The sequence below is a fragment of the Acetobacterium wieringae genome (assembly GCF_026646375.1).
Lineage (GTDB): Bacteria > Bacillota > Clostridia > Eubacteriales > Eubacteriaceae > Acetobacterium > Acetobacterium wieringae_A.
This window is the reverse complement of record NZ_JAIPPU010000011.1, coordinates 41393-61721: the sequence shown is the minus strand read 5'-3', so window position 1 is coordinate 61721 and position 20329 is coordinate 41393. Positions and strand designations below refer to the sequence as shown.

The following is a 20329-nucleotide window of genomic DNA, read 5'->3' as shown; positions in this document are numbered from 1 at the left end:
CAAAATGAATTAGCATTAAGGAGAAATTATATGAACACATTAAAGACCGAACGATTACTGCCCCTTTGGGAAAATGATACCACTCCTGACGCCCACCGAATCGTCATCATCAGCGATCTCCATCTGGGGATTGATGACCACTTTTCTGAAACAACCAGAAACAAAGCGGCTCTGGTGTCCTTTCTGGGGCAATTAAACAGCAGTACGATTGATGAACTGGTGATTGCCGGTGATCTCTTTGATCAATGGTTTGTTCCAGTGAGCTATACTGGCCCCACTGAACTGAAAGCTTATTTTACACGAGTCGCACTAAACAATGCCGAGATCGTAGCCGCCATCGAAACGCTGATACAAAATGGTATCACCGTTACCTATGTTCCCGGCAATCACGACCTGCTGCTAACTGATGACATCCTCGCCGAGCTGATTCCTGGAATTAAACAAGCCCGGGATGTAGCGGGTCTGGGCACCCACCGGACCGGCGCCCGTGATGAGATTGTCATCGAACACGGTCACCGCTATAACACTTTCTGTGCCCCGGATACCCTTTCCAATAAAGAATTAACCGGAACTTATCCCTCGATTTTGCCGCCGGGCTATTTCTTTACCCGGGTCGCCGCCACCTGGGTAGCCGAAGGTAAGTCTGCTCCCCAGCTTAATCTGCCTGAGGTAGTGCAACCAACGACTGACAACATTGATCAGCTGGGTGCTTATGCCTATTACCAGACCTGGGCTGGCACCATTAATACCTTCCCGATCAGCGCCGGGTTTACTGAGCCGGTTATAAATCTTGATATTGATGGCTACAACGACAGCTATGCCCTTTCTGATTTGCTACCAACGCTTCAGGCTGACGGCACCATTAGCGCCGCTTTATACGCAAACGTTCAACGCCGTTGGGATGCTCTTCAGGAAGCCAATAACGTCACTGTCAAACTGCCCTATAACTTGGCTACGGCCCGGGTTCAGGATTCCACCTTCTGTGATGAGCAAGCCGTAACCCAATATTTTAATGTTGATCCGTCGGTTGACATCGTTGTCTTCGGCCATACCCACGTCCCGGTTTTCAACTCCTTTACTGAAGGCTATAACCGAAAAAAAACCTATGTCAACAGTGGCACCTGGATTGATAAAAATCTGTTGGGTGCCGATATGACCTTTGTGGTGATTGAATCCGGCCAGGATACCTCAGTAGTACGTCTGATGCAGTATGCTGCCGATGGGACGATCGCCGATATCAGCCAGCCGTAAACCGATTGCCTCAGATAGGCAGTGTATCTTTTCAGCGTCGCTGTTGAATTCTGTCCAGCCAGTCACTAAAAACCGCCCCTAGCGCTATCTTGTGCGCCACGGGCGGTTTTATTTGGGGGTGTCTAGGGAGCTATTGATGACCTGGAGCCGCCCAAAAACCATTAATGAACAACTTTAAATAAGAATCGACAATGTGAAAATTGATAATTTAATACTTATCCATCTCATCCAGTAGAATTCTCGGTTCGGTCAATTGATGGTTAATTGGTGCTGTTATTTTCTGAGGATTCACCGAAACCGTTTGACCGAGACTGATTTGACCGACAGTCTTGTTTTTCAGCTTAAACTCCGCCACCATGTTTTTCAGCAGTTCAGCCTGACTGGATAGCTCTTCGCTGGCGGCGGCACTTTCTTCAGCGGTAGCCGAATTGGTCTGGACCACTTGGGACACCTGTTCGATCCCCTGGGTGATCTGGGCAATGCTGGTGGCCTGATCATTGGAGGCCATCGCAATATGACTGACTAGATCGGTAACCTGGGCCACGGATGTTAAAATCCCGTCAAGACTGTCGGCGGTATCATTGGCAATTCTGGTGCCGGCTTCGACCTTGTCAATGGAGCCTTCGATCAGGCCAGTGGTTTCCCGGGACGCTTCGGCACTCCGGGCCGCCAGCGATCGCACCTCTTCCGCCACCACCGCAAAGCCTTTACCATGTTGTCCAGCCCGGGCCGCTTCCACGGCAGCGTTCAGGGCCAGAATATTGGTCTGAAAGGCAATATCATCAATGACTTTGATAATCTTGGAAATATTATGGGAGGCTTCATTAATTGCCCCCATGGCCTTGACCATATCGCCCATCTGATTGTTGCCGGTTTCAGCTGCCGCCCGTACCTCCAGGGTTCGTTGATTGGCCTGATCGGCATTTTGGGCATTCTTCTTGGTTTCTTCAGCCACCTCATCAATGGAGGCTGACAATTGCTGGATCGCACTGGCCTGTTCGGTGGTACCTTGGGCCAATGCCTGGCCACCATCAGAGATTTGTCTCGAACCAGCTTCGACCTGATTGGCGGCATTGCCGATTTCGGTCAGAATCTCGCTGATATGGGCCGTGATGTCATTGATGGCAACCTTAATTTTAACAAAGTCACCCCGATAATCGGCGGTGATGTCCTGGTTGAAATCGCCTTGGCTGACCTTTTCCAGAGTTTCGGAAATCTCCACCACATACTCTTTCAAAAAGCTAATGGTGTTGTTCATATCCGCCTTGATCTGACCGTTTTGACCCTGATACTCACCGGTCATCGCCGTACTCAGATTGCCCCGGGCCAGCTCATTGAGCACCTTGGAGGCTTCCTGCATCGGTTCGGTTAAGGCGTCCAGGGTGTCATTAAAGCCATTGATGACCTTGGCATAGTCACCCGGGAAGCGGGCGGCATCGGCCCGCTTGTCAAGATCTCCGGCCACCGCAGCTGTGGCCAGGCTGTCAGCTTCTTTCAGCAATCTGCTGATGTTCTCCATCAGCTTGATAAAGCCTGGCACGAGTTGATCGTTGTCACTGAGTTTGCCGCTGGCCTGCAACTGTGGCAGTATGGTCAGATCGCCATTGGCAATCGCTTCGACGATTTTAACCATCAGCACCAGGGAATCCTGGATGGTATTGACAGATTCGGCAATCTCGCCGAAAATACCGGTGTAATCACCAGCAATTCTTTGGGATGTGTCATTTTTGCTCATCCGCGCCAGTACCTGATTGCCTTCAGTCAAGGCCCCTAAACCGTCGACACAGGAATTGACATTGTTTTTAAGATCATTGAAAATCCCCTTGTATTCACTAGTGACCCGGTCGGGAATCTGACCGCTGCCGATCTTGGCAATGGCCTTGCCTGCAAGTTTCAATGGTTCTTTAAAGGCTGTCCCAATTGATTCGACCCCTTTGATCAGATCGCTGAAGCGTCCCGGATAATCATCGAGGTTCTCTTTATAATAAAGCTGCCCCTCTAAAATAGCCTGTTCGAGATTGGTGATTCCGGTGTCCAGTTTATGCATTTCAGCAATCACCGCCAGCAGCGAATAGGACAAGACATCCTGCTCCGACAGCGGTTCAATGACCACCCCAAAGTCACCTTCGGATAAGCGCCGGGCGGCAGCTGCCTGTAGTTTGCGGTTTGCCGTCATCTCATTAAAAACCATGGCCAGGTCGGCGATCTCGTCGCTACTGTTAACGGCTACAGTGACGTCCACATCACCCAAGGCTAATTTTTCTGCGGTGGCCTTGATCTTGATAATGGGGTTAACCACCGTTTTCCGGGTGCTGAGATAGATGGCCAGACAGCCCCCCAGGGCCACCAGAAGAGTGATCCATATCAGCATATTACGCAAATTGGTGACACTGGCATAAACCGTACTTTCATAATCGCCGATCCCCAGCAGCCAGTTGGTTCCAGCAATCGGAACGATCTCAGTGATCCGCTTTTCCCCCTGATAAGTATAACGGAGCAGATTATACCGGGTCATGTCAATGCTTTGCAATTGCTTCCCCAGCTCGGCCAGATCACCACCTTCCTGGGCTTCCTTGATGGCATTGCGCTGATTCAATACCAGATGCTTATCAGCATGGGCATTGATGACCCCATCTTTGGTGATAATAAAGGCAAAACCGGTTTCCCCCACCTCCAGGTTATCGGTAATGTCGTTAAGTGCCGTCCCATCCCGGCGGCCCATCAAGATCCCGACTACTTGACCATTTTTTTTAATCGGCGCCACTTCCAGCACCACCGGAGTATTGGTGACCTTGCTGATGGCTACATCGGAAATCCCCACAGTACCATTCAGGGCCTCAGTGTAAACCGCCCGCTCCGATAGCTGGGTGGTTTCGCCACTAACCACGTAATGGGCCAGCAGATCCGGGGTAATCACCGCCATATCCAGATAGCCCAAGCCGTCAACCTTCCCGGCAAGATAGGTTTTCTGAGCCTCCCAGTTCATTGATGACATCGTATCCGTTTCGGCGACCTGAGTCAATTCGCCCAATTGCTTGGCCATCGTAGCCCCCACATATTTTGAACTGGCCACCGCCGTTTCCTCCAGATGCGACTCGGTATTTTCAGTCAATGCCCGGGTTGAAAACATCAGGGCAACACCACCGAGAATCAGACACCCGCTAATCAGGATTGCCCCCAGTAGCGACACCAGTTTAAATAGCAGCGAAACTTTTTTTCCACCCTTTACTTCTGTAGTTTGACTATTCATTTTGTCCTCCGACGCATGTAATTTTCAGTTTGACGATTTGATCACACTAAATGTCAACTGCCGAAACCCTTCTGCTGTCAACTCAATAATGACAAAACACATCACTGCCGCCACCAGCCACATCTTCAGCCAATGAACCAAAAACCCTGGAAACAGCCCATTTGATAGCAACAGAATCGAAAATGTCACCCCGGCGGTGAGGGCAATGGCCAATAGCAGATTGAAAACCATCACCCGACATTTTGTAACCGCTTGATCTTTGAGGATATTTTCTTCCAGAAAGGGCGAAATTATAAACGAAAGGGTAGTCGCAACCACAATCGAAATGACCACCCCCGATTTATAGGCTTTTGAAAAAGCCTCGTTGAATCCGACAAAAACTGCAGTCATAAAAAAGGTCAGTACAAGACTGACGAAAATTGAATACGTGACCGTGAAAAAATAGTGCTGTTTGCTGTTCATAGAATTACCTCAAAACCATCCCTAAATAAATTTCATCGCTATGATCCCCGTATAATATCGTTTATCAGTTCTTTATTCAAGATGGCAATTCCGCTATGTGCAACAAGCACCGTTTATTCATTAATATTTTTACTGCTATATCCCATTTTTCTTGAAATTTCACGACTGGCATGCAAAACCCGGTTTCTGCAAAAAATCAGTTTTTCCGGGTTGATCCGACTGATCGGGCCAACCACCGAAATCGCTGAAATCACCCTTTCACGGTAATCCCAAAGCGGTGCCGAAATGGAAACAATCCCTTCAACCAGCTCATTGGTCAAGATACAATAGCCCTGCTGTCTGATGATTTCCAGATCGGCCTGAATTTTAATCGGATCGGTCTCGGTCTCAGGCGTATACTTGATCAATTCTCCACTCAGCACTTCCTGCTGACGTTTCTCACTCTGATAGGCCAACAGCAACCGGCCAGAACTGGTACAATAAATGGGATTAATTCGACCAATGTGAGCCAGAATCCGGGTCGGCTGCGGACACTTCACCTGATCCACGTAGATCATCCGATTGCCTTCGAGTTCGGCAATTTGCGCCGATTCTGAGGTTTCCGAAACCAGCTGCTGCAAAACCGGGCGGGCCTCCCGGACAATTTCTAAATTGGCTGTCAGGGTGCTGGCCAGCGAGAGAATCCGCAGTCCCAAGCTATATTTTTTGGTATCCGGATCTTTTTTAACATAGCCTTCACTGGCCAGGGTCGCTAGCAGCCGACTCACCGTGCTTTTTCCCAAACCCAGTTCAAGGGCGATATCGGTGACCCGCTTTTCCGGTTGTGTCACCGAAAAGCAGTTTAAAATGTTTAAGGCATTGGCCACTGATGACAAATTTGATTTTTTTTTATTTTCTTCCATCTGCAGATTCTCCTGTTGCTTTTTTGCGGTTTCCCCCTGAGCCGGTGCTATTTCTATGATATTCCCTGGTGATCCGCAATTTTATCCCCACTGCTCTTTAAACGAGGTAGTCATAGGGGAAGCTTGCACCTACCGCGCCGATAAACATCACATAGGAACCGGCCGTTACCGGAACATCTTTAATCTCACCATAGAGCGTATCATAGACAACTGCATCAAAATAACCATCTCCCAGATAGGGATAGGTTGCCGCAGTCACAAAGGACTGACCATCAAATTGCTGATAAACCAGGGCGTTTGTCTGTTGATCAAAGTCACTTTTGATAATACTGCCACTTGCCCCATAGTAGCCGGCAAAACCGAGTATGTCATTGGGAATGGCCGTCGGGGTGATGGTTTTGGCAGTGGCCTCAGCCGCCGGAATGATCCCTTTTTCTTCCAGCAGCGCCTGGGTAATCTTATCGGCAATCCCGGCGACATTAGCGGTACCGGCAAAAATCAGAGCGATCGAAAGATCGGCCTCGGGGATCAGATAAAGCTGGGACGCATACTGTAAGGTTGCCCCGTTTTTACCAACCACCGTGACCCCCTGTTCGGCAAAGGTCGGCACCGCCACCATATCCCAACCCAGACCGTAGTTATCAATGGGCATTCCCGATGGCATCGTTTCGGGTCCATACTGGGGACTGGTGTACTCCTTAAAGGACGCCGCGCTGAGCAGTTTGCCACTAAGCAGGCCATTGCCAAAACGGCACAAATCGACGGCAGTGGAGGAAATCCCCCCGGTTCCCAGCAGATTAATAATTTCGCGGCAGGGCAGTGCCATCGTCGTTATTATACTTTAAAGTGACATTTTCATTGCCGTCCTGAAAGGAACAAGAGCTGTCATTTTCCATAATCGCAATGGTCGCACTGGCAGCCCCCCGACCGCTGATTTCTTTCCTGATTTCAGTCCAGGCGGTAGCAATGGTTTTTTCATAGGTCTGGTTCTGCGCTAAATGACTAACACATCCTAAAAGCATAACAAGCACCAGCAATAAACTGAGGACAACAACAGCCAAGCTTTTTTCATCATCTTAACCTACTGTAAAAGTCAAACGGGCGTGACTTTTATTTTGACCTTATAAACATACCCTTTCCAAATTTAACTAAAAACTGCTACCGGGTTGTTTTAAAAATTCGATTTCTGCCGGGGTGGATTCCCGCTTCAGCATTCTATTGCGATGCGGGAATCGGCCAAACCGGTCGATGATCTGTTTGTGCCTGATTTCGTATGCCAAGGTTTCCGGCTCGCCCAGGGCTTCAAAAAGCGTCAGGGCCGTCTGATGAATGCCAGCTGACTCCGAATGCATAAAGGGCATCAGAACAAACCGTTGTTGCTCTTGAGCCAGTTGCTTAAAATCAGGATGGTGAATAGCTTCCTGGGCCAGCGTCAGCGCAATGCCATCCTGGGCAAACGCCTTGTCGTTGTCTCGGTTTAGATTTCTGGAAAACTGATCCAATAGAATTATTTCCGCCAGCCGTCCATCAAGGGTGCCCCGCCAGTCTGATAAAAGGCCATTGCAGCCCGCCACCCAGTGATTATAAAAATTTATTCGAATCGCTAAATCAAAGGTGTCGTTTTTTAAAAACCAATAAGGCTGGTTTTGAGGATCAAACCAGAAATCAAGCACCACTTTGGCATCGGGATGAAGACTCGGCAGGGGTGCGGCAAAAACCTGGGCCAGAATTTCAGCTTTGAAACTGACACAGACCTGATAGAGTGCTGTCGCCTCGGTCTGATAGCGGTTTTGATAGTCTTTGTCACCAATCAGCATCAGATTGACATCAATCCCTGACTTCGAGGCTGCCGCTGCCGCCTCAGCCAGGTAGGCGCCACCAACTAGATCCCCCTGTACTCTTGAAAAGCTGCCGTTTATTACTTTTTTAATTTGTGCAAGCAGACTGTGACAATGCCTGAGGATTTGCATGAAGGGTTCGGTGGCCCCTTTCATTGCACTTTCGTAAGCTTCCCGGTCGTTGGTTTTATTTTTGGCTGCAGCAATCACCAACCCATAAGCCATCATATCTTCATCAGCCAGTGCCAGACAGGCCTGGCGAAGGTTGGCCCCGATTGCAATGGACGTTGCCAGCAATGGGTTATCACCACTTTTTCTGAGACTACCGTCGCAGGACATTTCCAGTAGGGCGGCAGCCATGGCGGCGGCAGTTGCCGCTGCACTGCCAGCCGCCGGTCCTGGGAAATTACAGACTGACATTTTTTTCAGATATTCTGCTACTGTTAATTCACTAATTTTATACATATTATTCTCCAATCGCTTCTCAAACACGTATTATGGGTATCGGCTTTGCCGTTGGCCGGGACAAGGTTACCTAATTCCATAACCTTTTTCAATCGCCATGATTTTTTCATAGAGCATGGTATTGACCGGAGTTTTGATCTATTGCTTTTGCCCCAGCGCCACCACCGTTCCCGAAAAAAGCGCCACTTCGCTGGGGCGACAGGCTTCGATATACTGTCGCATCGACGGTTTGCCAGCATCACTCAGGGAATCCACCACTCCCAGCCAGTAGATGATGTCCGCCTCGTTCAGATCCACCCCTTCCTGCCGGGCCACCGGAATGACCTCAGCCATCGCAGCAATCATCAAGTCCCGGGCCATACCGGTTTTCTTGACGCTACCAAAGTTTTCGCCGCAGACTGATACCACCTGATTGACCCCGACGTTAAGCATGAACTTGGCCCAGATTTTGCGGTCCATCCAGTTATATATTAGGTAGGCAATGCCAACCCGATCAAAAATGCGTCTAATCTGCTGCACTTTTTTTAGAAAGAAAATCATCGGCGCAATTGCCAAAACAGATGATTCCGGCATTGATATAGCTCAGGGCATTGCCTACTTTTTGGGTATCCATCCCCTGGGCACAGGCCCAGATTAGGTGCGCTTCTCCAACGATTTTGCAATAATAGTTTCACTGGTAATCCCGTTTAGCAGCGACAGCATAAGGGTATTCGGTACGACACATGGCTTAACGGCCGCAATGGCATCACTTAAATCGTTTATTTTAACCGCAAAAATGACCAGATCGACGACTTCGGCCTGTTCTGGGGTTTTATAGTTAAAGTGGCAGGTTTCACCATTGCAGAAGACCCCGTTACTCCGATAGCGATCAATCCGCGGGCATCGGCGATGACAGTCAGATCATCCCCGATCCTTTTTACAATCTGGTTGCCGAAAAGAATGCCCAGTGCACCTAAACCGATGATGGCGACTTTTTTTATTTCCATAAGGTCCTCTCTTTTTACATTATTTATTTGCCGGAACCCGAATCGATGTCCTTTTTACCTAAATTGATGTGCTTTTCGAAGAATGCTTTTTTAAGCACCGCATATTCCTGATCACTGCAGATTTCCTGACACATGGTTTTAAATTCCCGGGATTTTCTAAGCATCCGTTCAATCTTCTGACAGGGATATTCCACGCATTGGTTGCAGTGTCTAACCTCGTGTTCCCAGGTACAATCAATCAGACCATAGGGGCATTGTTTATTGGGATTGCAGCCCGGGCATTTTATTTCGTCCGGCGAAACAACCCGATCTCGCCAGCCCAGATGATACCATAGTTCGGCCACCTGCTTGAGTTCTTCTTGTGTATGGGCATTAAAGCGGGGACAATAGGTACAATTATCGCCGCATAAGGTAATTCGATCTTGCATGTTTATCTTTCCCTTTCTCCTCGAAACAGATTGCTGTTTTTCACGACAACAATCGATCACTCAGTGTAAGTATATTTCTGACTATTTTTTATCATATCATAAAAAATCAATTTTTCCTCCAGATTTATTTTGATTGTTATTTTTTATCAAACTAACAGGCTAACCACAACTGGCCTCAAAGCTGTTGGTCATAATTGCTTTACTCCTTGGATGAAATGAACTGGCAGAATTTCGTGGCGCGTTCTGATTAAAAGCCACTTGCCGACAGATAACAGTCTGTTGGCAAGTGGCTTTTTAAAGGTTTTTAGATTCTTGGTTCGTGTAAAAATCCCATCCTATGTTCACACCGCATACTTCCCGATCCGATTATGCATCAGATCGGCCACCGCTTCGGTGGCTTCAAAAAGATCATTGGCGTAGGCATCGGCTTTGATCCGACCGGCATATTCAGAGGTGACCGGAGCGCCGCCGACAATCACCTTGACCTGCGGGCGCAAACCAGTTTCGGTAAGGGCCGCCACGGTGGCATCGAGCTCCGGCAGGGTGGTGGTTAACAAAGACGACAGCGCCAGCACATCGGGTTTGTGGGTTCTGACCGCTTCAATAAAGGTTTCCACCGGCACATCAATCCCCAGATCAATAACCGTGTAGCCACTCCCCTGGAGCATCATGATAACCAGGTTTTTGCCGATATCATGAAGATCTCCAGCGACAGTTCCAATGGCGACCAGCCCCTTTGAAGTTCCGGTAGAGCGGGAAATAATCGGCTCCATCACATACAAAGCCGCATGGGCAGCCCGGGAAGCCATCAGCACATCGGTAACATAGATTTCGCCGTCAAACATTTTCTGCCCGAGATCTTTAAAGGCCGGATTGATGGCCGTTTGAATGATCTTGTCGGTGCGCAGGCCCTGGTTCAGGGCTTCTTTGGTTTTATTCATGGCCGTCTGGGTTTCTCCGTTTTCGATGGCCTGTTGCAGTGCTTCCAAAACTTTTTCCATTTTCTATCCTTATCGTTTATGAATCTTTCGGAACTGGGTTGGGGTAATGCCTTCAAGTTTTTTAAAAACCTTGGTAAAATACCCGGCATCCTCATAGCCCACTGTTTCAGCAATGGCCTGAATCTGATAATGGGGGTTTAGCAGCAGCTTCTTCGACTTCTCAATTCGCACCTTCAGGACGTAATCCATCATTGACAGCCCGGTCTGGTCTTTAAAAATCCGACCAGCATAACCGGGACTGAGACAGGCTGAACCGGCAATTTCTTCCACCGTCAGATTGTGCGGATACTGGTTTTCGATGTACACGAGCATCATCGTCACATTGGGGTTTTCGGGTTTTTGAGATACTGCCTCAAGTCGCTCAAGATAGGCATCCACTCCTCGGGAAGCAATGACGCTGATGCTTTCAAGGGAGTTGGACGTATAAATCTGGCTGATGGTTTCATGGTTGATGGCAAGATACGGCTCCAGCTCAAGGCCCATCCGACGGATGCAACGCAACAGCATCACCATCAATTCAGTAATTTTCCCCTGCAATAAAGGCACCCGTTGATGGGCTTCGTAGCGCAGACTGGTGATTAACCCTTCCAGATAGGCTTTAGCTTTGCTGCGGTTCTTTTCCAGCTGCAGCAGAATTTCATTTTCATCAATGAGAAAACCCGGGCCCTCCAGCGCCTGATCATTTTGCAGACTTTTGCGGTTTTCAATTTCGGCATGAAAAAGCGTCCGCTGTCTGGCAAATTCCTGCGACTGTTCATAATTTTCCCAACCGGCTTTCATGATGTAATTGGCCACCACATAAAGCAGATAGGCGGCTGCCTGCACCTGATTACCGGTGACAATGGGCAGTTCCCCCACGGCTTGGAAAAGTTCTTCAAAATCATCGGTGATCGTCTGGTTCATTTTGCGCAGTTCAATCCAGAAAAATTCTTCCGGCTCCCACATCAGAACCTGCCCACAGATGATCGTCCCCACATGCTCGCCATCTAAAACAATCGGCGCAGCCCATTCAATCAGGCCCGAGGGGCACCTAAAAATATAAGGCTCACCAAAAAGCGCCGCCTGTTTTCCCGCCCGCTTGTAGGCTCCCTGACAGCGGGTTTTGCCACCTTCCAGACCGTAGATGATGCGGCAGAACTGGCTGCATTTTTTGATCCCTTTGCGGGGAAAAATAGACACCCCTTCCACATCAACAATGTTGGCCATCAGGCCGGTGGTAGTGGTAAACGCGTCAAGAATTTCCTGAAGGGTTTTGATGTCGACCAGCTCATTGAGTCGTTTATGCTTTTTCTCCATATTTTCGGGCTGATTGTTCATTATCTCACCTGTAAAGTTTTTTTTGCAATTTTTATCAGTATATCATGACTTCATAGCATGACTTCAAAAAATTACTTAAAATTTATGGGGCCGATCATCCCCTTCAAACTACCCGACGCAGTCTGCCGTGGACGATTTAATGCCCGCTGACTGCCAGAATAAAATACATTCCCAATAACCCGGCAATGATACAGGCATTCACCGTATGCTGATTCTCATCGCGATAGATTTGCGGCAGCAGCTCATCAAAGGTCAGATAGAGCATCATCCCGGCGGTCATTCCGAGCAGGATTCCGGTCAGGCCCGGCGTCACAAACGGCAGCATCATCGCATAAATAATTACTGCCATCAGACATTGTGCCATAATCAGGCCAAACACCATCAGGCTGACCCGTTTTATCAGCAAACCAAATGCTTTAAGCTGGGTATTAATGATAAATCCGATCGGGATATTGTGAATCGCAATAATCAGTACAAGTGTCCATCCTAAAATGGGGTTACTGCTCCCGGCCACAAGGATCGCCAACAGTTCAAACAAACTGTGAATGCCAAAAGCACCCAAAACAATATAAGCCACTCCTTGGGGTTTGTGGTGATGACTATCCTCAAAATCATGATGATGTTTTACCGGCAGCATCTTTTCAAAAGCAGGCAGCAATAGCGCTCCGACCGCCATTGAAACAGTTGCGATTAAAATCTGACCTTGGGCGAAGCCGTTATCGAGCATCTCTGTCGCTTCCGGGATGATCCCAAAAAAGATCACCGCCAACAGCATTCCGGCTGATAAGCCCTGTAGCAGATCAATCCATTTGGGAAAGCGATGATTGAGAAATTCATAGAGCCAAACCCCCAAAAGGGTCATCAAGCTGGCGATAAAAATGCCAAAGTATAAGTGCAGATTAAGTAGAACATCCATCGAATCGAGCAAGACCTTTCTATCGCTTTGCGATAATCGTGTGTTTTTTTATCTTATCTTTATTATATCCAATATTATATCCAAAATTTAAGCATTAAGATATGGTAAAAAATGCATAATTTTTACTTTCTTCGTAAACATTTGATCTGTTTTCTCTGAATGCCGAAAACAACACAACGCCAATAGTCGCTGTGTTGTTTTCATTTTACTTTTTATTTATCCATCGTTGCTGATTTTTTAAGATATATCAGAAGCCCCATCAAACCACCCATGAACCCACTCATCAGGCCACTGATGCCATTGCCCAGGGCATTGGCAAAAACGGTTGTTGGCATTGGGAGCAGGAAATAGTTGAGCAGAAAACTGATCAACAAACCCATGATTCCGCCGATTAAACCGGCAATTACTGCTTGTTTCATTATATCTTACTTTTATTAAATGTGGTTTATTTCGTTAAAGGCTTTTAACATCGGTTCAAGTCGGGGATCACCTACAATCAGTGAATTGCCATTTTCATTTAACAGAGTTGGCATCAGAATAAAGTTCCCTTTTTGACCATAAACTTTGGCACATCGTTTCGCTTCTTCAATTAATTCCTCAACTGTGGCACCAATATAACTGGCTGCACCCGATGAATCCCATCCCCCTTCGACAATCAGCTGTCCCTGATATTTTTCCAGAATTCCCTCAAGGTCGTTCATTGACTGGGCTGAGTGCCATATTTTTGCTCCCATTTCCACATAATCACCGACAATTTCTTCACATTTTCCACACGTGTGCTGGGAGAAGATCACGCCTCTGGATGTGATGGCATCAACAATTCGTTTATGTGATGGCTTAATCACCTCACGATAAACCTTAGGTGACATGAATAACCCATTAGCGGTAGCCAAATCGTCAAAGTAGGTCAGTACATCTGGCTGATAGGCATCAATAAAGCGGTTGTGACAGGCAATTCTAAAATCTGCTAATGCTTCAAAAAATTCCCGGCAGGCGTCGGGATCTTCCACCAGTGAGCAGAGGGCATTTTCAAAGCCCATAAAAGCCGCCATTCGTTCAAAGAGTCCGCAACCACTGAAGACATTCACGACCTGTTCGTTACGATTATCCTGAGTAAAGTCTTCAAGCTCTTTCGCCGCTGCCGCCTCAATGCCAAGGCTGTCAAGATCGGCAAAATGAACATGTGCCTTCCAGTCAGCAATGTCTTCAAACATAAACTTATTTGGCTCTGGCATTGCACCTTCTTTCGTAGCAACCCAATTAACTCCGAACGAGTCGACGCCACCCATTAAAGGCGAATCGGTGATACTGGTTCCTAATATACAGGACTTGTACACTTCCATTGAATTCGGAATAAATTCGGGCTTTTTCCCCTCGATCATCGCAAAAAAATTCTCTCTCTGATTCATCTTTTTTCTCCCTTATCGATATTTTTTATCATAATCTGCTTTATTTAACCAGTTCTTTGGCTTTGACTGCGGCACTGCCAGCATCAGCGGCATAGCCATCGGCCCCAATTTCAGCCGCAAATTCCGGGGTAACGGGTGCTCCGCCAACCATCACTTTGAATCCGCTTAAGCCACAGGATTTAATCGTCTCAACGGCACTTTTTAAAGACGGCATGGTGGTAGTCAGCAGTCCGGATAATGCCACCAGCGTCACGTTTTCGTTTTCTTTAATGGCTTCTACGAATTTTTCATCAGCAACATCCACACCCAGATCCACCATTGTAAAACCGGCGCTTTCAATCATCATTGTGACCAGGTTTTTGCCGATATCGTGAAGATCTCCGGCGACGGTGCCGATAATACAGGTTCCCAGTGAAGCTGAGTTGTCGCCTGCCATCAACGGTCGTAACACATCCACCCCTTTTGACATCGCCTTGGCGGCAATCAGCATTTCCGGTACGAAAATTTCACCGGCTGAGAACTTATCCCCGACCACGCTCATGGAATCCACCATTGCCGCCAGAATTTCAGCCGGTTGACTGCCGGCATCCAGGGCTTCCTGCACCGCAGCACCTACCTTCTTTGACTTTCCTGCTTCCACCAGTTCTTTTACTTCTAAAATTTTTGACATGTTTGCTTCCTCCTAATTATTATATAAATGTGTGTTTTAACCCTTAAATCAACGATTATTTTTTAACCGGTCCGTGAATCCCCTGGCGATATGCCCGGATATACTCGACGCAGAATTCGTCTTCACCCATTAATGCTTCGGTGGCATAAATAATCCCCATCAGATCCCGATCCGTCGGATCCAGGATCCCGCTGTCAAGTCCCGCCATCATCGCCATGACCGTAAAGCCCATGTTGACGGTCTTGCGGGCTGGCAGGTTAAAGGAAATATTGCTAATGGCTCCGGTGACATGAATCGACGGATACTGTGCTTTTATTTCCCGAATCACCTCGGTAACCACCGCGATGCCCTCTTCGGAGGTGCAGAGCATTTCCACCAGCGGGTCGATATGCAGCCGCGATGGGGCAATGTTATATTCTTTGGCTTTAGCCATAATGTCGGCAAAAACAGCCAGCCGGTCTTTGGCGGTTTTGGGAATGCCCTTGTCGCTGTTTAGCAGTGCCACGCAATCCCAGTCGGTATCGGCGATGGCAGCAAAGCCCACATCCACCTTGTTTCCTTCCATGGAAACGGAATTAAATAATCCAGGTTTATTACAAAAATTCATAGCCGCCACACAGGTCTGTTCATTGGGGCTGTCCACGGCAATAGGAATGTTAGTTTCACTCTGGACAATATCGATCAGCCATTTCATGGTCTGAAGCTCCACATCATTTTCCACCGAGGCACAGACATCGATATAATCAACTCCGGCGGCGGCCTGAATGCGGGCTAAATGTTTAATATACTCGGCATCCTTTGCGGCTATGGCCTTGGCCGTTGACGGAATCGCGCCGTTAATTTTCTCTCCGATAATAATCATATTTTTCTCCTGTCTTTTTCTTTTCTATCTTGCGTCTAAAATGGACCGAAGGGCTTCAAGGGTCTCATCGTTGACCGGAATAAGCTTCCCCCCCGGTACTTCACTTAACCATTCAAAGACGTAAAGGTGTTGATCCTGAAGGGATTCATGGTGCTCATGGCAATTGCAGACGCCCTCATCGTGATGATGATGTGTATGATGATTTGTCCGCTCAGTTGCCAACACAAATCGTTTACCGCCAAAATCAACGTACTTAATAATCGACATGGCGTAGACCACACCTTCATCATCGATATAATCAATCATAACCGCTTCATTTTTCAACATCATTTTCTCCTCTTTTTCCAAACTTTCCAGGATCATTATTAACTGTTCTTCCAAAGCCAGTTGATCCACTCCAAAAACGATGGCTGTCAGGCTGAGGGTATTTTCCTTAACGTCTGTCTCGCCGTTTTCAATGATCTGATAATTGACCTCATTGCCAGTGGTTGAAACCATCAGCGCTTTCCCTGACAATTGGACAAATCCTTTAATATGACCGACCAATCCACGGTTTACCAAAACCCAGTTATTCAGATTATGGAGCGCGTTCTCCAACGTTTCAGTCATACTGCTCAAAGACTGCTCAGACAAATGAAGGCCTCCCGAAACTGCCAGCGCCCCTTCATGAACCGTCGTCTGCAGCTGATATTGTCGGCGTTTGGTGAGCTTCCGGCTGCTGATAATTTTAACCATGAGCCATCACCTGAAGAATCGCTGCTTCAATGGGGCGAATCCCGCTGATGCGAAATTTTCGGGCGGCGTCATTAAGCTCCTGCAATTCGGATTCAATGGCCAGCAGCTCTGCCTCTTCCACCAGATCGGTTTTATTGAGCAGAATCAGGTGAGCATCGTTTAATTGTCCAATGATCAGATTTTCAAGGGGAATCCGGATACGCTGCCAGCGTTTGGCATCCACCAGGGTGATAATCCGGGACTCCAGACCGAGATTCTTAAAAAGCGTCTCGGCAATTTTGTCCGGGAAAGCCACTCCCGTCGCTTCAATAACCAGCCATTGGGGATCGGTTTCTTTTCTGATTTCTTGTATGCCTGAAATCAGATCACTGTTTAGACTGCAGCAGACACACCCGGAAAAAATATCGGTTACCGTATAGCCGCAGCTCCTAAGTAGCTTGTCATCAATGCCAATCTGTCCGATTTCATTTTCAATGATGGCCACTCTAGTCGGACTGTCCCCAGTCGATTGCTCCACCAGATAGCGGGCCAGCTGCAGTAGCACTGAGGTTTTACCAGACCCCAGAAAGCCACCCAGTATTAATATTTTCAAGGCTTTTTCCTCCTGTTTATTTATAATTATTTTGGATACACCCACCTCCGTTTTGTAGTATCTGCATTATAACCAAATGAAATCGTTTTTTGGATGGAGAAAACCACATCTTTTTACGACAATCACAGCTTTTTATAAAAACAACTGCCTGTCTTGACTACCGAATTGTACTATCCAAACTTCACATGTCGCAAAATAGGAATATTAAGACCATAAATGCAAAAAAGATCCGGATTACCAGATCTTTTTCAGTGTACATGTTTTTTTATCGCCGCGGTATGTACCTTGGCCACCTACGCGTCCCGATACACCACCAAACCAAAATACGTCACCTTATCGGCGCCATTATTATACTTCATTTCCAGATCCCGGCTCAGCCGCACCACGTCAATGCCCGCGGCCTCCAGTGAGGGGATGGCCTGATCCGGGAAACGGCAGGGCTCTTCGTCAAGAATGGCACATTTTTCACAGATACCGCAGGTTCCGGCGGTAAAAAACACACAATCCTGATGATTGGTTTTAGCCTGCTGATCGATTTGTTGAACAATTTCCCGAAATGCAATGCCTGCGGCCACCATACCGGCAAAATCACTGCGGGATTTGATCGAATAAGCTTTCGAAAAGACCAGGCCCTTATCATACTGGCCAATTAGCTGGCGGTAATGCGCAAGGTCTCCCACTGCAGGTGGACACATGTGATTTCTGCCATAAAATCCGCAATAATTATCAGCGCAGCGATCCCGTACCTCGGCGGTGATGTGAATGTCGCTGATGTCCCTAAGTGCAGCAATCTCGGTAAAGTCACCCTGATTTAAATATTCTTTCATCTGTTTTTCTCCTTCTAATCTCATTGTAAGAACCTATGATTTTTAAATAATTATCCAACCATCCTAACAAAAGGTGCGCTCCGCAAAGCTGTCTTCTGGATTAGAAGATCCGTTTATCATCGCTGTCTTTTGGAGTAGATGCTTTAATGCTAAGGTACCGTGGACTGACGTAAAACCAGGAGTACTGCAGAATTTTTTGAGTCGCTTCATTTCTAATCAGTTCAGTGATTTCAAAAACCGGCTCGTTATCCTCTAATAAAAGCTTTTCGGTGATTTCTTCCGTGGGCATTGCAACCGTGATTTCCAGTGATTTCTCCAGGACAAAGGCCAGTTTTTCTTCAATTGTCTTCAAGTAATTAGCAAACTTCAGCATATCTTCAATCACCGGCTGATGATGAACGTAAGGCAGATAGATAATTTCCATGGCAATTTCTAGCTCATCCGCATAAAGAATCCGCTTAACTTCCACCGCCTTCTGATTCTCTTCCAGATCAAGCATGTGGTCAATTTTTTTTGTCGGCTGCAAAACCTTGACCGAGAGTAATTTAACCTGATCAATGGTAACAGTAAGACCATCATATTTATTAAATTTAAACTGAAAAATATCCACTTCCGGTTTGCAGACAAAATTCCCTTTCCCCGGCACTGAATAAATATAGCCCTCATTTGACAGCAGCGATAAACTTTTTCGGATCGTCATCCGGCTGGCGGAGTATTCCTGCATCAGTGCTGTCTCAGAATTCAGCATATCTCCGGGCTTGAGCTGACTTTTTAAGATTTTATCTTTCAAACTCGCTACAATAGCTAAATATAAAACATCACTCATCCGAGCTACACTCCCTTTTTCCCTTTAGATAGATTTCACAGTATTGAATGCCTTCATAAAAATTGTTGGTCATAAAATCGATTTGGGGTATTTTGATATAATCCTGATTGACAACTGCACCGCCTAAGAGCAGGCGCCGGTTTTTAAGCAGTCCTTCTGTTTCCAAAGCAATTCCCAAATCCTGTAAGTAAGGGATTGAATTGGTCATAACGCAGCTGACTGCGATAATATCCGGCTGGTGAACCTTAACTGCTTCAACAAATTTATCTACCTTTACGTCAACACCCAGATCAATTACATGGATTCCTTTATTTCGAAGCGCATCCACCATCAAATCTTTTCCGATATCGTGTATATCATCATAAATAGTACCAAACAATACTGTCCCGATCGGATTTTTACCGGTATTTTCGTCCTGATCGAAATTAGCGTGAGCAAAAATGCTTTTGGCAATCATTCCTGATACAATCAGATCAGCTATGTAACATTCACCGTTTTCATATTTCTTGCCAATTTTGGCAAGACCCTCCATCACAAGATCGTAGAGCACTTGCGCCTCGATCCCACTTTTTATGAGGTCCTCTGCCAACACCTCTGCTTCATCCAGTTTTAAATCAGCAATTAATTCAATCAGTTGTTCTTTCATCGTTTTCCCTTACTCCTATTCCACTCTATCCAACTAATCTGCATCTTTATTTTATACCGTCTTGTTGTTTTGGTAAAGAACGCAGTTGAACCCTTTCGCTAAAAATGTAACGAAAGGGCTGTTCAGTAGCTTTAAAACTATTTTTTGATAAAGTTTATTTTAGCGGCGGTGGTATATTTGCGGCAGAATCGATCCTTTCCCAAAAGCAGCTCTGTGGCTTTGAGTGATTCGATTAAGGCAATATTCTCCGGGTTGACTACCGCTGAATCCATCCCGGCGGCCACTGCCAGGGTTAAAAAGGTTCGATTGACCAGAGCCCGGTTAGGCATTCCAAAAGAAATATTACTAAGCCCCCCTGTAATATGGGCTTCAGGATAAGTCTCCCGGATGGTCTGGATTGACTCAAACGCAATCAGTCCAGCCTGTTGATCAGTGGCTACTGCCATAATCAGCGGATCCACATAAACCTTGTTGTCAGCAATGCCAGCCGCACGCGTCGCCACAAAGATTCGCTCTAGAACCGCCATCCGTTCTGCCACGGATTTAGGCATGCCCGACTGGGATTCATCTAGAGCCAAGGCAATGACCGTACAGTCCCGTTCTTTGATAAACGGAATAAAACTCTCCAACCGAGCCGGATCACCGTTGATGGAATTAATCATCGGCGTTTTGCTAACGACATGAATGGCTTCTTTAATTACTTCCGAGGTTGAACTATCAATGCAGATCGGGGTGTCGGTAGCCGACTGGATCACTTCAATCAACCAAAGCATATCGGCAAGCTCCCGGGAAGGATCGGTACCAGCGTTGACGTCCAGATAATCGGCTCCGGCGTTGGCCTGATCCAGAGCCGTTTTTTTGATGAAGTCGGCATCCCGATTTAAAATGGCTTCCTGGATCGCTTTACGGGTGCCGTTTATTTTTTCTCCGATAAAAATCATGGTGT

The 20329-nt window shown here is 47.0% G+C and carries 23 protein-coding genes; 1 reads left to right on the top strand and 22 read right to left on the bottom strand.

The genetic code is table 11. The annotated features are described in order from the left end of the window. The first annotated feature begins 30 nt into the window (after nucleotides 1-30). Nucleotides 31-1251: a metallophosphoesterase gene (locus Q7P33_RS11050; RefSeq protein ID WP_303870333.1), complete on the top strand. Its 1221-nt coding sequence runs from the start codon at nucleotides 31-33 to the stop codon at nucleotides 1249-1251. A 208-nt stretch (nucleotides 1252-1459) separates the two neighbouring features. On the opposite strand, the gene Q7P33_RS11045 is transcribed toward Q7P33_RS11050, so the two are convergent. The 22 genes from Q7P33_RS11045 to Q7P33_RS10945 all read right to left on the bottom strand — a co-directional run bounded on the left by Q7P33_RS11045 (nucleotide 1460) and on the right by Q7P33_RS10945 (nucleotide 20324). Further along, complete coding sequence (locus Q7P33_RS11045) at nucleotides 1460-4501, bottom strand: methyl-accepting chemotaxis protein (protein WP_303870331.1); 3042 nt, start codon at nucleotides 4499-4501, stop codon at nucleotides 1460-1462. Between the two features lie 24 nt (nucleotides 4502-4525). Beyond that, complete coding sequence (locus Q7P33_RS11040) at nucleotides 4526-4963, bottom strand: DUF2798 domain-containing protein (RefSeq protein WP_303870330.1); 438 nt, start codon at nucleotides 4961-4963, stop codon at nucleotides 4526-4528. 113 nt (nucleotides 4964-5076) lie between these two features. Further along, nucleotides 5077-5865: an IclR family transcriptional regulator gene (locus Q7P33_RS11035; RefSeq protein ID WP_303870328.1), complete on the bottom strand. Its 789-nt coding sequence runs from the start codon at nucleotides 5863-5865 to the stop codon at nucleotides 5077-5079. Nucleotides 5866-5962: 97 nt separating this feature from the next. Continuing rightward, nucleotides 5963-6691, bottom strand: a complete 729-nt coding sequence (locus Q7P33_RS11030; protein WP_303870326.1) for a serine hydrolase domain-containing protein — start codon at nucleotides 6689-6691, stop codon at nucleotides 5963-5965. Continuing rightward, nucleotides 6663-6887 (bottom strand): hypothetical protein, encoded by a 225-nt coding sequence (locus tag Q7P33_RS11025; protein WP_303870325.1) that lies wholly within the window; start codon nucleotides 6885-6887, stop codon nucleotides 6663-6665. The genes Q7P33_RS11030 and Q7P33_RS11025 overlap by 29 nt, the downstream gene beginning before the upstream one ends. A gap of 126 nt (nucleotides 6888-7013) precedes the next feature. Then, a complete protein-coding gene (locus Q7P33_RS11020) occupies nucleotides 7014-8168 on the bottom strand; it encodes a DUF924 family protein (RefSeq protein ID WP_303870324.1) in 1155 nt (384 codons plus the stop codon). Between the two features lie 138 nt (nucleotides 8169-8306). After that, the gene (locus tag Q7P33_RS18045) at nucleotides 8307-8687 is read right to left on the bottom strand and encodes a ketopantoate reductase family protein (protein WP_369693295.1); all 381 of its coding nucleotides are present in this window, start codon (nucleotides 8685-8687) and stop codon (nucleotides 8307-8309) included. A 114-nt stretch (nucleotides 8688-8801) separates the two neighbouring features. Next, on the bottom strand, nucleotides 8802-9041 hold the full coding sequence (locus tag Q7P33_RS18040; RefSeq protein WP_369693297.1) for a ketopantoate reductase family protein: 240 nt from the start codon (nucleotides 9039-9041) through the stop codon (nucleotides 8802-8804). A 136-nt stretch (nucleotides 9042-9177) separates the two neighbouring features. Next, nucleotides 9178-9582, bottom strand: a complete 405-nt coding sequence (locus tag Q7P33_RS11010; RefSeq protein ID WP_303870322.1) for a DUF3795 domain-containing protein — start codon at nucleotides 9580-9582, stop codon at nucleotides 9178-9180. 341 nt (nucleotides 9583-9923) lie between these two features. After that, nucleotides 9924-10583: a B12-binding domain-containing protein gene (locus Q7P33_RS11005; RefSeq protein ID WP_303870320.1), complete on the bottom strand. Its 660-nt coding sequence runs from the start codon at nucleotides 10581-10583 to the stop codon at nucleotides 9924-9926. A gap of 9 nt (nucleotides 10584-10592) precedes the next feature. Continuing rightward, nucleotides 10593-11900, bottom strand: coding sequence for a PocR ligand-binding domain-containing protein (locus Q7P33_RS11000; RefSeq protein ID WP_303870318.1), 1308 nt, complete (start codon nucleotides 11898-11900; stop codon nucleotides 10593-10595). A 136-nt stretch (nucleotides 11901-12036) separates the two neighbouring features. After that, nucleotides 12037-12816 carry a ZIP family metal transporter gene (locus Q7P33_RS10995; protein ID WP_303870316.1) on the bottom strand — a complete coding sequence of 260 codons (780 nt, stop codon included), beginning with the start codon at nucleotides 12814-12816 and terminating at the stop codon, nucleotides 12037-12039. Between the two features lie 212 nt (nucleotides 12817-13028). Continuing rightward, the gene (locus tag Q7P33_RS10990) at nucleotides 13029-13235 is read right to left on the bottom strand and encodes a hypothetical protein (protein WP_303870315.1); all 207 of its coding nucleotides are present in this window, start codon (nucleotides 13233-13235) and stop codon (nucleotides 13029-13031) included. A 15-nt stretch (nucleotides 13236-13250) separates the two neighbouring features. Further along, the gene (locus tag Q7P33_RS10985; RefSeq protein WP_303870314.1) at nucleotides 13251-14225 is read right to left on the bottom strand and encodes a uroporphyrinogen decarboxylase family protein; all 975 of its coding nucleotides are present in this window, start codon (nucleotides 14223-14225) and stop codon (nucleotides 13251-13253) included. Between the two features lie 40 nt (nucleotides 14226-14265). Beyond that, on the bottom strand, nucleotides 14266-14895 hold the full coding sequence (locus Q7P33_RS10980) for a corrinoid protein (protein ID WP_303870313.1): 630 nt from the start codon (nucleotides 14893-14895) through the stop codon (nucleotides 14266-14268). A gap of 55 nt (nucleotides 14896-14950) precedes the next feature. Continuing rightward, nucleotides 14951-15757, bottom strand: a complete 807-nt coding sequence (locus Q7P33_RS10975) for a methyltetrahydrofolate cobalamin methyltransferase (protein ID WP_303870311.1) — start codon at nucleotides 15755-15757, stop codon at nucleotides 14951-14953. 24 nt (nucleotides 15758-15781) lie between these two features. Next, entirely contained in the window at nucleotides 15782-16492 is a 711-nt protein-coding gene (locus Q7P33_RS10970; protein ID WP_303870309.1) for a hypothetical protein, read from the bottom strand. Continuing rightward, nucleotides 16485-17084: a GTP-binding protein gene (locus tag Q7P33_RS10965; protein ID WP_303870307.1), complete on the bottom strand. Its 600-nt coding sequence runs from the start codon at nucleotides 17082-17084 to the stop codon at nucleotides 16485-16487. Before Q7P33_RS10965 ends, Q7P33_RS10970 begins: the two co-directional genes overlap by 8 nt. Nucleotides 17085-17377: 293 nt before the next feature. Continuing rightward, entirely contained in the window at nucleotides 17378-17911 is a 534-nt protein-coding gene (locus Q7P33_RS10960; protein ID WP_303870305.1) for a DUF2284 domain-containing protein, read from the bottom strand. Nucleotides 17912-18011: 100 nt separating this feature from the next. Then, a complete protein-coding gene (locus Q7P33_RS10955) occupies nucleotides 18012-18737 on the bottom strand; it encodes a GntR family transcriptional regulator (RefSeq protein WP_303870302.1) in 726 nt (241 codons plus the stop codon). Continuing rightward, complete coding sequence (locus Q7P33_RS10950) at nucleotides 18730-19383, bottom strand: B12-binding domain-containing protein (RefSeq protein ID WP_303870300.1); 654 nt, start codon at nucleotides 19381-19383, stop codon at nucleotides 18730-18732. Before Q7P33_RS10950 ends, Q7P33_RS10955 begins: the two co-directional genes overlap by 8 nt. A gap of 137 nt (nucleotides 19384-19520) precedes the next feature. Beyond that, nucleotides 19521-20324, bottom strand: coding sequence for a dihydropteroate synthase (locus Q7P33_RS10945; protein WP_303870298.1), 804 nt, complete (start codon nucleotides 20322-20324; stop codon nucleotides 19521-19523). Nucleotides 20325-20329: the final 5 nt, after the last annotated feature.

What these genes read in the sequence shown, in the direction of transcription:
- Q7P33_RS10980 (WP_303870313.1), bottom strand. Translation starts at nt 14,895, where the DNA reads ATGTCAAAAATTTTAGAAGTAAAAGAACTGGTGGAAGCAGGAAAGTCA.
- Q7P33_RS11035 (WP_303870328.1), bottom strand. Translation starts at nt 5,865, where the DNA reads ATGGAAGAAAATAAAAAAAAATCAAATTTGTCATCAGTGGCCAATGCC.
- Q7P33_RS10970 (WP_303870309.1), bottom strand. Translation starts at nt 16,492, where the DNA reads ATGGTTAAAATTATCAGCAGCCGGAAGCTCACCAAACGCCGACAATAT.
- Q7P33_RS11010 (WP_303870322.1), bottom strand. Translation starts at nt 9,582, where the DNA reads ATGCAAGATCGAATTACCTTATGCGGCGATAATTGTACCTATTGTCCC.
- Q7P33_RS10955 (WP_303870302.1), bottom strand. Translation starts at nt 18,737, where the DNA reads ATGAGTGATGTTTTATATTTAGCTATTGTAGCGAGTTTGAAAGATAAA.
- Q7P33_RS11020 (WP_303870324.1), bottom strand. Translation starts at nt 8,168, where the DNA reads ATGTATAAAATTAGTGAATTAACAGTAGCAGAATATCTGAAAAAAATG.
- Q7P33_RS11030 (WP_303870326.1), bottom strand. Translation starts at nt 6,691, where the DNA reads ATGGCACTGCCCTGCCGCGAAATTATTAATCTGCTGGGAACCGGGGGG.
- Q7P33_RS10975 (WP_303870311.1), bottom strand. Translation starts at nt 15,757, where the DNA reads ATGATTATTATCGGAGAGAAAATTAACGGCGCGATTCCGTCAACGGCC.
- Q7P33_RS11050 (WP_303870333.1), top strand. Translation starts at nt 31, where the DNA reads ATGAACACATTAAAGACCGAACGATTACTGCCCCTTTGGGAAAATGAT.
- Q7P33_RS11025 (WP_303870325.1), bottom strand. Translation starts at nt 6,887, where the DNA reads ATGCTTTTAGGATGTGTTAGTCATTTAGCGCAGAACCAGACCTATGAA.
- Q7P33_RS10995 (WP_303870316.1), bottom strand. Translation starts at nt 12,816, where the DNA reads ATGGATGTTCTACTTAATCTGCACTTATACTTTGGCATTTTTATCGCC.
- Q7P33_RS11040 (WP_303870330.1), bottom strand. Translation starts at nt 4,963, where the DNA reads ATGAACAGCAAACAGCACTATTTTTTCACGGTCACGTATTCAATTTTC.
- Q7P33_RS10945 (WP_303870298.1), bottom strand. Translation starts at nt 20,324, where the DNA reads ATGATTTTTATCGGAGAAAAAATAAACGGCACCCGTAAAGCGATCCAG.
- Q7P33_RS11005 (WP_303870320.1), bottom strand. Translation starts at nt 10,583, where the DNA reads ATGGAAAAAGTTTTGGAAGCACTGCAACAGGCCATCGAAAACGGAGAA.
- Q7P33_RS10960 (WP_303870305.1), bottom strand. Translation starts at nt 17,911, where the DNA reads ATGAAAGAATATTTAAATCAGGGTGACTTTACCGAGATTGCTGCACTT.
- Q7P33_RS10985 (WP_303870314.1), bottom strand. Translation starts at nt 14,225, where the DNA reads ATGAATCAGAGAGAGAATTTTTTTGCGATGATCGAGGGGAAAAAGCCC.
- Q7P33_RS11045 (WP_303870331.1), bottom strand. Translation starts at nt 4,501, where the DNA reads ATGAATAGTCAAACTACAGAAGTAAAGGGTGGAAAAAAAGTTTCGCTG.
- Q7P33_RS10950 (WP_303870300.1), bottom strand. Translation starts at nt 19,383, where the DNA reads ATGAAAGAACAACTGATTGAATTAATTGCTGATTTAAAACTGGATGAA.
- Q7P33_RS10990 (WP_303870315.1), bottom strand. Translation starts at nt 13,235, where the DNA reads ATGAAACAAGCAGTAATTGCCGGTTTAATCGGCGGAATCATGGGTTTG.
- Q7P33_RS11000 (WP_303870318.1), bottom strand. Translation starts at nt 11,900, where the DNA reads ATGAACAATCAGCCCGAAAATATGGAGAAAAAGCATAAACGACTCAAT.